Annotated in this window: 13 protein-coding genes, 1 tRNA gene and 1 other RNA gene; 7 read left to right on the top strand and 8 right to left on the bottom strand. The window is 70.3% G+C overall.

The genetic code is table 11. The features are described 5' to 3' along the window. Positions 1-104: 104 nt before the first annotated feature. The gene (locus tag ACGFK0_RS13170) at positions 105-956 is read left to right on the top strand and encodes a hypothetical protein (protein WP_392903943.1); all 852 of its coding nucleotides are present in this window, start codon (positions 105-107) and stop codon (positions 954-956) included. Positions 957-975: 19 nt separating this feature from the next. Here ACGFK0_RS13170 and ACGFK0_RS13165 read toward each other — a convergent pair whose 3' ends face one another. Both ACGFK0_RS13165 and ACGFK0_RS13160 read right to left on the bottom strand, forming a co-directional pair. Continuing rightward, entirely contained in the window at positions 976-1,644 is a 669-nt protein-coding gene (locus tag ACGFK0_RS13165) for a TetR/AcrR family transcriptional regulator (RefSeq protein ID WP_392903941.1), read from the bottom strand. 96 nt (positions 1,645-1,740) lie between these two features. Continuing rightward, positions 1,741-3,015, bottom strand: a complete 1,275-nt coding sequence (locus ACGFK0_RS13160; RefSeq protein WP_392903939.1) for an aspartate kinase — start codon at positions 3,013-3,015, stop codon at positions 1,741-1,743. Positions 3,016-3,409: 394 nt separating this feature from the next. Here ACGFK0_RS13160 and ACGFK0_RS13155 point away from each other — a divergent pair, with 394 nt between their 5' ends. Next, a complete protein-coding gene (locus tag ACGFK0_RS13155) occupies positions 3,410-4,507 on the top strand; it encodes a hypothetical protein (protein ID WP_392903937.1) in 1,098 nt (365 codons plus the stop codon). 153 nt (positions 4,508-4,660) lie between these two features. Further along, positions 4,661-4,939 (top strand): peptidoglycan-binding protein, encoded by a 279-nt coding sequence (locus ACGFK0_RS13150; RefSeq protein ID WP_392903935.1) that lies wholly within the window; start codon positions 4,661-4,663, stop codon positions 4,937-4,939. A 118-nt stretch (positions 4,940-5,057) separates the two neighbouring features. Here the strand turns inward: ACGFK0_RS13150 and ACGFK0_RS13145 are convergent, their stop codons facing one another. Beyond that, complete coding sequence (locus ACGFK0_RS13145; RefSeq protein ID WP_392903933.1) at positions 5,058-6,479, bottom strand: MFS transporter; 1,422 nt, start codon at positions 6,477-6,479, stop codon at positions 5,058-5,060. A gap of 113 nt (positions 6,480-6,592) precedes the next feature. On the opposite strand from ACGFK0_RS13145, the gene ACGFK0_RS13140 reads away from it, so the two are divergent. Continuing rightward, positions 6,593-7,087 (top strand): winged helix-turn-helix transcriptional regulator, encoded by a 495-nt coding sequence (locus ACGFK0_RS13140; protein WP_392903931.1) that lies wholly within the window; start codon positions 6,593-6,595, stop codon positions 7,085-7,087. A 68-nt stretch (positions 7,088-7,155) separates the two neighbouring features. Further along, on the top strand, positions 7,156-7,542 hold the full coding sequence (locus ACGFK0_RS13135; protein ID WP_392903928.1) for a hypothetical protein: 387 nt from the start codon (positions 7,156-7,158) through the stop codon (positions 7,540-7,542). On the opposite strand, the gene ACGFK0_RS13130 is transcribed toward ACGFK0_RS13135, so the two are convergent. The 5 genes from ACGFK0_RS13130 to ffs form a co-directional block, all read right to left on the bottom strand. Next, positions 7,539-8,090, bottom strand: coding sequence for a DUF5063 domain-containing protein (locus tag ACGFK0_RS13130; protein WP_392903926.1), 552 nt, complete (start codon positions 8,088-8,090; stop codon positions 7,539-7,541). The two genes, ACGFK0_RS13135 and ACGFK0_RS13130, sit on opposite strands and share 4 nt — an antisense overlap. Further along, the gene (gene recR / locus ACGFK0_RS13125; protein ID WP_392903923.1) at positions 8,083-8,682 is read right to left on the bottom strand and encodes a recombination mediator RecR; all 600 of its coding nucleotides are present in this window, start codon (positions 8,680-8,682) and stop codon (positions 8,083-8,085) included. The genes ACGFK0_RS13130 and recR overlap by 8 nt, the downstream gene beginning before the upstream one ends. A 30-nt stretch (positions 8,683-8,712) precedes the next feature. After that, a complete protein-coding gene (locus ACGFK0_RS13120) occupies positions 8,713-9,102 on the bottom strand; it encodes a YbaB/EbfC family nucleoid-associated protein (protein WP_392904068.1) in 390 nt (129 codons plus the stop codon). Positions 9,103-9,289: 187 nt separating this feature from the next. Next, positions 9,290-11,293, bottom strand: coding sequence for a DNA polymerase III subunit gamma and tau (locus ACGFK0_RS13115; protein ID WP_392903921.1), 2,004 nt, complete (start codon positions 11,291-11,293; stop codon positions 9,290-9,292). 68 nt (positions 11,294-11,361) lie between these two features. Next, positions 11,362-11,457, bottom strand: an RNA gene (ffs, locus tag ACGFK0_RS13110) — signal recognition particle sRNA small type. A gap of 59 nt (positions 11,458-11,516) precedes the next feature. Between ffs and ACGFK0_RS13105 the strand changes: the two genes are divergently transcribed. Continuing rightward, positions 11,517-11,861: a DUF952 domain-containing protein gene (locus tag ACGFK0_RS13105; protein WP_392903917.1), complete on the top strand. Its 345-nt coding sequence runs from the start codon at positions 11,517-11,519 to the stop codon at positions 11,859-11,861. A 10-nt stretch (positions 11,862-11,871) separates the two neighbouring features. Continuing rightward, positions 11,872-11,956: transfer RNA gene (locus ACGFK0_RS13100), tRNA-Ser, on the top strand. The last annotated feature ends 150 nt before the right edge of the window (positions 11,957-12,106 follow it).

Below are 12,106 nucleotides of genomic sequence, written 5' to 3'. Positions count from 1 at the left end.
GATCGAAGGTCGGGCATTCCTCCGACCGGCCGCCACTGAGCAATGAGCCGGTAAGGACCCGGCTCGCCCCCCGGCGCTCGACCGTCGTTGATCGGGGGGATCACATGACACGGCTTCAGCACGTCCATGCGCTCGTCCGGCAGGCCGCCGCCGGCCATCGAAAACCCGGGGTGCACGGCCCGGCGTTCCGCCTGACGGCCCTGGTGACCGGACTCGCCGTCGCCACCACGACGCTCACCGCCGCACCAGACCGGGCATCCGCCGCCCACCCGGCCACCGATCCGGCTGCCGGACCCGGGCCGCTCCCTCGTTCGGCCTCACCGCCGGCTCTTCTCCAGGGGACCGCACCACCGGACGTCCCACCCCAGAACGCCGCGTCTCCGGACGTCCCACCGCAGGGCGCCATGCTCCCGGGGACCGAGCCCACCGGTGCCGCACCCCAAGGCGCCACATCCGCGAACGCCGCGCCACAGCACGCGCCTTCCCAGGGCGTCGCGCCTGAGAAGGCCGCCGCCCCCTCGGGTGCCGTGCGTCCGGGCGTCCTGCCGCTGGACATTCCCGAGTCACAGCGCCTGGAGCAGCGGTTCGTCAAGGACATTCTGCGGGGAAACGGCATCCGCTGGACGTCGACCGGCGGCTGCTCCAACCGGAAGGTCACGACCTGCACATCGTTCGAGAACATCCGCTGGGGGACGATCAAAGGGCTGATCGGCTTCGCGGAGTCAAGCGGCTGCGAGATCACCGTCACCGGCGGCACCGAGCGCGGGCACGCGAGCGGCACCCACAGCCACTGGAACGGCTACAAGGCCGACATCGCACCGGGACGCTGCGTCGACCGGGCGATCAAGCGCTACCCGTCCGCCGGTGTCCGGGGCGACGGCGCCGAGCTCTACCGTTCACCGGGCGGTGCGCTGTTCGCCCGCGAGAAGGACCACTGGGACGTCACCTTCCGGTGAGCGCACAGGCGCCGCGTGGTCAGGCGCGGACCTCGCGGATGATGCCGACCAGCTCCCGGGTCACCGACTTGAAACCCGGCATGCGCGACATCGACACCATACGGTTGACCAGCGGGACCGTCCGTTCCACCAGCAGATACGTCTTGCGGCAGCCCGGCGAGCTGTCGTGCACCCAGTACAGGACGATGCCCATCGAGTAGATCCACAGCAGCTCGGGCAGCTCCGCCCGGAACTCCTTGTCGATCTTCAGGTCGGAGCCTTCCACGACCTCGCGGTAGATCGCGACCGCCGACTCGCGGGCCGGGCCCGACTCGGCGCTGAACGGGTTGAGCGGGCTCGTCGGCTCGGCGGCGAACTTGAAGAACTTCCCCGCGAACTCGTGGTACGGGACCATCGTGTCGACGCGGGCCATCAGCACGCCCAGCAGCCGCCGCGCGAACTCCGTCTCCGCGTCCAGGACGGCACGGCAGGCGGCGAGGTGCTCGTCCTGCAACTCGTCATAGTAGGCCTGGATCAGCTCTTCCTTGGAGCCGAAGTAGTAGTAGGCGTTGCCGACCGAGACGCCCGCCTCCTTGGCGATCGCCCGCATCGTCGTCGCCTCGTATCCGCGTTCCCTGAACAGCCGCAGCGCCGTCTCGACGATCAGGGACCGCGTCTGCTCGGACTTCACGGCCTTCGTCTCGGTCACGCCTGCCACCCTAAAGCCCGCCACGCCGTCGTGCTCATTCCGCGAAGGCCGCCGCGACCGGCGCCCGCTCCTCCGGCCGCGCGGCCTTCGCGCTGGTCAGCGGCCGGTGCCTCCGTAGACGACGGCCTCGACCTGCTCGGCGTCGAGGTCGAACGCGTGGTGCGCCGCGGCGACCGAGGTGTCGACGTCGTCCTGGGCGACCACGACGGAGATCCGGATCTCCGAAGTGGAGATCATCTCGATGTTGACCCCGGCGTCGGCGATCGCGCCGAACAGCTTGGCGGTGACACCGGGGTGCGAGCGCATCCCCGCGCCGATCAGCGAGACCTTGCCGATCCGGTCGTCGTAGCGGAGCGACTCGAACCCGATGCGGTCCTTCAGCTTGTTGAGGGCGGTCAGCGCCGTCTGCCCGTCGGTCGACGGGAGCGTGAACGAGATGTCGGTGCGTCCGGTGGACGCCGCCGACACGTTCTGCACGATCATGTCGATGTTGATCTCGGCATCGGACAGCACCGTGAAGATCGCGGCGGCCTCACCGACCTTGTCCGGAACGCCCACCACGGTGATCTTGGCTTCGCTCCGGTCGTGGGCGACGCCGGAGATGATCGCCTGCTCCATGTCGTGTCCTTCGATCTCGCTGCTGTCGACGACCCAGGTGCCTTCCTTCTGACTGAACGAGGACCGCACATGGATCGGGATGTTGTAGCGGCGCGCGTACTCCACGCAGCGCAGATGCAGGATTTTCGCACCGTTCGCCGCCATCTCCAGCATCTCCTCGTAGGAGATCTTCGGAATCTTATGGGCGGCGGGCACGATGCGCGGGTCGGCGGTGAAAACACCGTCGACGTCAGAGTAGATCTCGCAGACGTCGGCGCCGAGCGACGCCGCCAGCGCGACCGCGGTGGTGTCGGACCCGCCGCGGCCGAGCGTGGTGATGTCCTTGGTGCCCTGCGAGACCCCCTGGAAACCGGCCACGATGCAGATCGAGCCCTCGTCCAGCGCGGTCCGTATCCGCCCCGGCGTCACATCGATGATCTTCGCTTTGCCGTGCGAGCCGTCGGTGATCACACCGGCCTGGGAGCCGGTGAACGAGCGGGCCTCGTGGCCCAGGTTCGCGATGGCCATGGCCAGCAGGGCCATCGAGATCCGTTCGCCGGCGGTGAGCAGCATGTCGAGCTCACGGCCCGGCGGCAGGGGACTGACCTGCTTGGCCATATCGATGAGATCATCCGTCGTGTCACCCATGGCGGACACGACGACGACCACGTCGTTGCCCGCCTTCTTCGTCGCGACGATGCGCTGGGCGACCCGCTTGACGCCTTCGGCGTCGGCGACGGAGGAGCCACCGTACTTCTGCACGATTAGAGCCACGAGCGGGCGCTCCTCGGATCGGGGTCAGGCGTACCGAACGACGAGTGTACCGAGCCCGCCAAAATGGATCACAACCAGGTAACTCTCTGCCCGCGGAGCGGGGAGGCGGCCGCGCGGTCGCCTGGGCCCCCGTCCGCCGCGCCCGCCGTCCGACCGTCCGCGTGAGCTGTTCGAACGTGACGCACAATGTACCGTGGCATGGATTTCCACGGCTGCCGCACAATTACGCTGAACTCTGGGCTCCGAGGACGATGGGCGGCGCGGCATCCCGGAGGGACTTGCGCGCATGAGCCGAACGAAATCGCGACTACCTTTCGCGTCCAGAGTCTCCGAATGGCGGAGCGAACGCACTTCATGGGCGCTCTGCGAAGCGGTTCGCGCGAATGCCCGGGAATTGGACGCCGCGCTGGATGCCGGCGAGTTCACGAAGCCCCAATCCGCCGAACGCGCACACCTGCTGGCCCGCGCCCGGCAGGCGCTGGACCGGGCGCACAGCGTCATCGATTTCGATCAGCATTGGCGGGCCCCGACGGCGTCCCATGTGACCGCGGCGCAGATGCACGTCAATTCCGCGCGCACCATGTGGTTGAGAACGCTTCCGGCCGAGGACGTCGTGCCGCACCTGCCGGACCTGTTCGCGATCATCAAGCAGCACCTGCCGGCGGACGACACGCGCAGGGTCGCCGCCGAGAACCTCGCACGGAACATGCAGCAGGCGCAGCTGGCGAACCAGGACTTCACGCCGTCGCCCCAGTCTGTGGGGGCCGTGCTGGAGGCCGTCGACGCCGCGCGTGAGGCCTCGCTGAAGGAGAAACTGCGCGCCACGAACTTCGTGCGCATGGTCCGGTGGGTGACGGCGCTCCTGTTCTGTCTGGCGGTCGCCATCGCCGTGTTCAGTGCCATCTGGACATCCGCCGTGCCGCTGTGCTTCACGCTCGCGAACGGCTCCCAGCAGGAGTTCGGCATCGTCTGCCCCAGCAGGTCCGCTCCGCTGCCGCCCGGTGCGCAGGCCGAGCAGCAGGTCGGCCGGGTCGCCGCGCCGGCGGACTACGCCATCGTCGAGATCGCCGGCGTGACGGCGGCCAGCATCGCGGCGGCCACGGCCCTGCGGAAGGTCCGGGGGACGTCGACCGCCTTCGGGATCCCCGTTGCGCTCGCCCTCCTGAAACTCCCCACCGGGGCGCTCGTGGCCGTACTCGGGCTCCTGCTCCTGCGCGGCGCGTTCATCCCCGGACTGAGCGCCCTCGACACATCGGCCCAGATCATCGCCTGGGCGGTCATCTTCGGCTACTCGCAGGAGCTGTTCACGAAGTTCGTGGACAGGCAGGGCCAGGCGGTGCTGGAAGGCGTGCACGGAACCGCCGATCCGAGGGCGTCAGGTGAGATCGTCCGTCCGGAAGCGACGGCCACGGTGCCGTCGCCGTCGCCGTCGCCGTCGCCGAACGGCAGCGCACCAAAGGGTCGGTTCCGGCGGAACCGCACCAGGGGTTGAATGTCCAATTATATCTAGGTTCATCCGGAGTCCGCCGGAGAATGCAGCTACAGCGCTCTTTACTGAAATCTTCCTTGATTGACGTTGATACGCGAACTCACCGGACGGAGAGTGAGTTTTGTCGGAGAAACCGAGTACAGGAGAGTAACGATCATGACTGAGCATGAAACTCAGACGGCAAAGGCTCCGCCGTGGCCGGGCAGAAACATCACGCAGCCACCGCCCATGAAGGGCGATGACGTCCGCACCTGGCAGATGCAGATGCGCAAGCGGGGCTGGACGAGCATCGTGGTGGACAGCATCTACGGCCCGCACTCCGAGAAGGTCTGCCGCGCATTCCAGAAGGAGAAGAAGCTTCAGATCGACGGCATCGTCGGTCCGAAGACATGGAAGGCGACCTGGACGGCGCCGATCACGAAACCCGGCGGTTGATCGAGACCAGCGGAAGCGGGCGTGCCGGACTGCGCGGCACGCCCGCTGCTCACTGCGCGGCCCCGCCCGCTCACCGGGCCGACGGCACGGGCCGACGGCACGGGGCGCGGGCGAACCCCTAAGTGGTGATCTTGATGGGGTCGGGCACCGGTTCGGCGGTTCGCGTCGCACGGGCGCGGAGGCCGAACGCGGTGATCACAGCTGCGGCCAGGGCGGCCGCGAAGGGGACCGCAAGGGCGATCCGGAGGGCGTCGAGGCTCGCGCCCCGCGAGCCGTCGCCGCCCAGAGCCGCGACCTGGACGGCGGTCACGGCGGACAGGCCGAGCGCCGTGCCGAACTGGATCGCGGTGTAGAACAGGCCGCCGGCCAGGCCGTGTTCGCTCTCGTCGACGCCTTCCGTGGCGGCCATCGTCAGCGGGCCGTAGGCCAGGGCGAACGCCAGCCCCAGCAATCCCATGATCGGGAACATGGTCGTGTAGGCCCAGTCGAGGCCGACGGGCAGGAACAGCCCGTACGCCGCGGCCGCGAGGACGAGGCCGCCGAGCAGGACCCGGAGGTTCCCGAAGCGGTTCACCAGGCGCGGCGTCACGGTGGGCGCGAGGACGGTGTCGATGCCGAGGACGAGCATGGCCAGGCCGGTCTGCCAGGTCGTCCAGCCGCGGAGTTCCTGCAGATACAACGTCATCAGGAACTGGAAGCCCGCGAAGGCGCCGATGAACAGCAGCGCGCTCAGATCCGTCCGCACCAGTGCGGCCGAACGGAGGATTCCGAGGCGGACGAGCGGCTTCGCGGCCCTGTGCTCGACCGCGACGAACGCGGCGAGGAGCGCCAGGCCGCCGGCGAAGGCGCCCGCGGTCAGCGCGGCGCCGTCGCCGGGGCGTTCCAGCCGGACGACCCCGTACGCGAGCAGCAGCATCGCGCCGGTGACGCTGAACGCGCCCACCAGGTCGAAGCCGCCCGAGATGCCGCGGGGCCGGGCGGAGTCAGGATCCCTGACCAGGGGAACCGCCGCGGCCAGGATGACCGCCGCCAGGATGACCGGCGCGAAGAACACCCAGCGCCAGCCGAGCGAGGTGAGCAGCCCGCCGGCGACGAGACCGAGCGTGAAGCCGCCCGCGGCCGTGCCCGCGTAGACGCCGAGCGCCCTGGTGCGCGCGGGTCCGGCCGGGAACATGGCGGTGACGAGCGCGAGCCCCGCCGGGGCCATGAACGCCGACGCGACCCCGGTGACGAACCGGGCGGCCAGCAGCGTCCAGCCGCTCGTGGCGAACCCGCCGAGCCCGGAGAACAGCAGGAAGACCACCAGCCAGAAGAGGAACACGCGGCGGTGGCCGAGCAGGTCGGCGGTGCGTCCGCCCAGCAGCATGAACCCGCCGTAGCCGAGCACATAGGCGCTGATGACGCCGCTGAGCATCCCGGTCGACAGGCCGAGGTCCGCCCGGATCGACGGCAGCGCGACGTTGAGCATCGCGACGTCGATGCCCTCCAGGAAGACAGCGCCGCACAGCACGAGCAATTGCGCCCAGGCACGTCTGTCCATACGGGCAGCGGATGTGGACATGAGCCGACTCCTCTGGGAGGAGGGCCCGGTTACCTTCATGGATGCCGGTTCCCTCTTGTTACCGACAGCATCGTCAGTCACCATTGGGCATCATGGAAGACGGAACTTTCGCGTCCCCCGGTTACTGCGGGGATACCGCCGCCGACGAGGACGTCCTGCAGTGGCACACGCGCAACGACTGCGAGGTCCGGCAGATCCTGGAGCGCGTCGCGGACAAGTGGTCGCTGCTGATCATCGCGTTGCTGGACCAGCGTTCGCTGCGGTTCACCGAGCTGCGCCGCCGGATCGACGGCATCAGCCAGCGGATGCTCGCCAGAACCCTCCGGCATCTGGAGCGGGACGGGCTGGTCAGCCGGACGGTGCATCCGACCGTCCCGCCGCGCGTCGACTACGCGCTCACGCCCATGGGGGTGACCCTGCACGAGACGATCCGCTCGCTGGTCACCTGGACGGAAGAGCACCAGAACGCGATCGCCGCCGCCCGCGCCGCGTACGACACCCGCGTCCAGGCCGAGAAGGAGGCGGCGGAGCAGGAGGCGGCCGAACGCGACGCCGTCGCCCACGAGGTCCTCACCGCCATCCGCTGACCCCGCCCCTCCACGCGGACCACCGAATAGTGGGGCAAAGCGTCTATGTAACGGCAGGGGCCGGCGGGATGCCGTGGTTCATCCCGCCCGCCCGTGATCCGTTGCGTCCGTGCCCCGCCCCGGCCGGGGCGTGCGCCGCGGTGACCGAGCTGATGGGAGAGCTGATGGCCGAGTTGCCGCGGGTCCGCAGGGGGCCGCTGGAATCCTTGTACGCGGCGCTACGGCGGCGGGCGCCGCAGGTGGCCGCGACGCGTCCGGACGGCGACGGCGACGGCGATCCCCGGTTGCACGTCGCGTACCGGGGGCAGGAGGCGCACGTCGTGTGGGACGGCGACCTCGGGTCGTACGCGTGGGGCTCGGAGACCGGCGGGCAGATCGGCTCGGACGCCGAGAAGGCGGCCGAGGTGATCGCGTGGGCGCTGGGCGCGCCGGCCGGGCCCGGCGCGTCCGGCTAGGCGGGCGCCGCCTCGGCCTCTGGGGCGACGTCCAGGCGGGCGTTGGCGACGAAGGCGTGAAGGGCGCGCAGCGCGGCACCGGCGTGGTTGCCCCAGTGGTTGAAGTAGGAGTACTGCCACCACCAGAGGGCTTCCAGGGGGCGGTCCTGGTTGTAGTGGCGCAACCCGTGGACGAGGTCGCTGGCGACGTCGACCAGGTCGTCCGACAGGCGGTAGGACGTGGGCTCGGTGTCCTTGTACGGGTCGAACACCTCGACGTACTCGTCCAGGGCGACCAGCCGCTCGGACAGGCCCTGCCGGACGGCGTCGAGGTCGGGGTCGTCGCCGACCTCCGGCTCCCAGTTGTCCGGGAGGATCACGTCGGCGCTGGCGCCGAGCTGCGCACCGGCGAGGATGACCTGCGACACCTCAAGGAGAAGCAGCGGGATGGTGTGCGTACCGCCGTCACCGCGGGCGACGGCCTCCAGTCCGTTCAGGTAGTTGTCGACATGGCACGCCACGCGTTCGGCGAGGGCGTTCCAGTCCTGCGGGCTGTTGGTGTCAGACATCGAGCAGCCTCCGTCCTTCGAATGCGCGGCCCAGCGTCACCTCGTCGGCGTACTCGAGGTCGCCACCCACCGGCAGGCCGCTGGCCAGACGGGTGACGGTGAGGCCCATGGGCTTGACGAGCCGGGCGAGATACGTCGCCGTCGCCTCGCCTTCCAGGTTGGGGTCGGTGGCGAGGATCAGCTCCGTCACCGTCCCGTCCGCGAGGCGCTGCATCAGCTCGCGGATCCGCAGGTCGTCCGGGCCGACGCCCTCGATGGGGCTGATCGCGCCGCCGAGGACGTGGTAGCGGCCGCGGAACTCGCGGGTCTTCTCGATCGCGACGACGTCCTTGGACTCCTCGACGACGCAGATGACGCTCGGGTCGCGGCGCGCGTCACGGCAGATCCGGCACTCCTCCTCTTCCGCGACGTTCCCGCACGTCATGCAGAAGCGGACCTTGTCCTTGACCTCCTTGAGCGCCTTACCGAGACGCTCGACGTCGGCCGGGTCGGCGGCGAGGAGATGGAAGGCGATCCGCTGCGCGCTCTTGGGGCCGACGCCGGGCAGCCTGCCCAGCTCGTCGATGAGGTTCTGGACCACCCCTTCGTACAACGGACCCCTCCTTTCTCTCGACCGGCCGGATCAGGCGCCGGAGCCGGAACCGGGGCCCCCGAGGCCGGGGAAACCGCCGGGCAGCCCGCCGCCTCCACCGAGACCGGGGATGCCGCCTCCGCCGCCGAGGCCCTCGGCGAGCGGTCCCATCTTCTCCTGCTGCAGCTGCTGTGCCTCGCGGCCGGCGTCGCGGATCGCGGCCAGCACCAGGTCGGCGATGGTCTCCGCCGTGTCGGCCGCGTCGTCGGTGTCGACGGCCTTCGGGTCGATCGACAGTCCCGTGACCTCGCCCTGCCCGTTGACCGTCGCGGTGACGAGCCCGCCGCCGGCGGTACCCTTCACCTCGGCCTCCGCGAGTTCGCGCTGCGCGCTGAAGAGCTGCTCCTGCATGGCCTGCGCCTGCTGAAGCAGTTCCTGCATGTTCAACTGACCACCGGGTTCCACGGTGCACTCCCTCTTCCGGCCCCCCGAGAGGGCCTTCTCTCTGGCGCTCCGCCAGCCACCGGATGTCCGTCCCCCGAGACTACGGGTTTCCGGCGCCCCGCCGTAAGTACGGTCGCCGGTGTGCCCAAACGTGAAGATCTTGGACGGGTGTTCCGCGTCCCCGCTAACGCGTGGAGGAGTTGTCGATCTCGCGGATGATCTGGCCGCCCAGCTCACGCTGGATGAGCGCCATCCCGCTCATCTCGGCCTCCGCGCCGTCGGCGTCCGCGTCGCCTTCCGGGTCGACCTCGTCGCTCTCGTCCACCGGGGTGGGTTCGGGTGGCGGCGGAGGCTCGTCCGGCGGCGGAGGCGGTGGTTCCAGGGCCGCCTCGGCCCGGGGGGCCGGCGGCGCGGCGGCCGGCTGCGCGGGCGGCCGCGGCTGCTGCCGTGAGGCCGGGTTCGGTGTGGCCGCCGTACCGAACCCGCCATTAGGGCCCGGCCGGCCGGGCGGCCGCCCGGCGGGCGCGGCGCCGACGACGGTCTCGATCCGCCAGTCGACGCCCATCCGTTCCTTGAAGACCTCGCGGAGGACGGTGTCACGCCCGCCGTTGACGAAGCCCAGGCGGCGTCCCTCGGCGTCGAACCCCAGGGTGAGGACCTTCCCGTCCAGCGAGACCGGCTGCACCCCGGCCATGATGACCATCCAGGTGGCGCGGCTCTTCTGCTTGACGGCCTCGACGACGTCCGGCCAGAGCCGCTGCACGGCGGAGAAGTCCATCCCCCCGCCGGCTGCGGCCGGACTGGGCGCCGGACCGGGTGCCGGCTCGGCGGCGGCCGCGGGCGGACGTTCCCGCGCGGGCGGCGGAGAAGGGCGTTCAGGCGGACGGGGAGCCTGTTCAGGCGGACGGGGAGCCTGTTCAGCCGGAGCCGGAGCCGGAGCCGTGGGCGGCGGCGTGGGCGGCGGCGTGGGCGTGGCTGGAGCCGGAGCCGGCGTCGCCGCCGGGGCCGGGGCGCCGGTGAAGCCGCCCTGGGAGGCTTGGCGTTCGAGGCGGTCGAGGCGGGCGAACATCGACGCCTCGTCCTCGTATGCGGCGGGCAGCAGGATCCGTGCGCAGATCAGTTCCAGCAGCAGCCGCGGGGACGTGGCGCCGCGCATCTCGGTGAGGCCGGTGTGCAGCAGGTCCGCCGCGCGGGTCAGCTCGCCCCGCCCGAGAGAGGCCGCCTGGCGCCGCATGTGCTCCAGCTCGTCCGGTGCGACGTTCAGCAGCCCGGACCCGCCCGCCTCGGGGACGTTCGACAGGATCACCAGGTCGCGGACGCGTTCCAGCAGGTCGGCGGTGAAGCGGCGGGGGTCCTGGCCGCTCTCGACGACCCGGTCGACGGCGGCGAAGACCGCCGCGCCGTCGCGGGCCGCGAATGCCGCGATGACCTCGTCCAGGAGCGCGGAGTCGGTGTATCCGAGGAGGGACACGGCCCGCGCGTAGGTGATGCCGTCCTCGTCCGAACCGGCGAGGAGCTGGTCGAGGATCGACAGGGTGTCGCGGGCCGAGCCGGCGCCCGCCCGGACCGCCAGCGGCAGCGCCGACGCCTCGTACGGGACGTCCTCCGACCGGAGTATCTCCTCGACGAGTTCGGTGAGTACACCGGGCGGGATCAGCCGGAACGGGTAGTGGTGCGTCCGGGACCGGATCGTCCCGATGACCTTCTCCGGCTCGGTCGTCGCGAACACGAACTTCAGGTGCGGCGGCGGTTCCTCCACGAGCTTCAGCAGCGCGTTGAAACCCTCCCGGGTGACCATGTGCGCCTCGTCGATGATGTACACCTTGAAGCGCGCCGACACCGGGGCGAAGAAGGCCCGCTCCCGCAGGTCGCGGGCGTCGTCGACACCGCCGTGGGACGCGGCGTCGATCTCGATCACGTCGATGTGCCCGGTCCCCGCAGGGCCGAGGGCGACGCACGAGTCGCACTTGCCGCACGGGTCGGGGGTCGGCCCCTGTTCGCAGTTCAGGGAGCGGGCGAGGATGCGGGCGCTGGACGTCTTACCGCAGCCGCGCGGACCGCTGAACAGGTACGCGTGGTTGATCCGGCCGTTGCGCAACGCCTGCTGCAAGGGCTCGGCGACGTGCTCCTGGCCCTTCAGCTCGGCGAACGTCGCTGGCCGGTACTTGCGGTACAGAGCCAGACTCATCGGGGAGCCGCCCTCCCTCGAAAAGCAGAGCGTCAGACGCGGTGTCCCATGGACGCGGTGTCCCTAAATCAAGGGACCCCCCGCACACCCGCCAGAGCCTGCTTATCCTTGCTGCCTTCCGGCCCTGGGGAGGTTCACAGGGTGACGCCATGCGAGGGGTCTGCCTCAGAGTCTATGGCATCCGCCGCCCAGGATGGCCACGCTTCCGCGTAGTCTCCGCCTCATGTCCGCCCCGACGCACGGCACGCTCCTGCACATCGCCGAACGAACCCACTGGGACGCCGCCCGCGACACCGGAGTGTCGTACACGATGTCGACGCTCGGGCGGACACTCGGCGAGGAGGGCTTCGTCCACTGCTCGTCCGACATGGCCCAGGTCGAGGGCGTCCTCGGCCGCTTCTACACGGGGGTTCCCCGCTCGGACCTGGTGCTGCTGGTGGTCGACGTGTCCCGGCTCGACGCCCCCGTCCGCTACGAACCCGCGGGCGACGAGGTCTTCCCGCACGTCTACGGACCGATCCCGGTCTCGGCCGTAATTGATGTCAGGTCACTGCCCGAGAACCGGTAGGCTTCCCCGTGGAGGATTCGCCTAGTGGCCTAGGGCGCACGCTTGGAAAGCGTGTTGCGTGCAAGCGCTCGCGAGTTCGAATCTCGCATCCTCCGCCGCTACGAGGCCGGTGCCCAGCAGGCACCGGCCTCTTCTCGTGCTCCGGCCGCATGCCCTGCCGGACGGCGTTGGACTAGGCCGAGAGCTTCTGCAGGTCCTCCGGGCCGAGGTCGCCGGCCGACGGGACGTTCCGCAGTTCGCCGGTG

This window comes from Spirillospora sp. NPDC048823, assembly GCF_043198445.1.
Classification (GTDB): Bacteria; Actinomycetota; Actinomycetes; order Streptosporangiales; family Streptosporangiaceae; genus Spirillospora.
The sequence above is the reverse complement of the archived record's forward strand: the minus strand, read 5'-3'. Positions and strand labels throughout refer to the sequence as shown.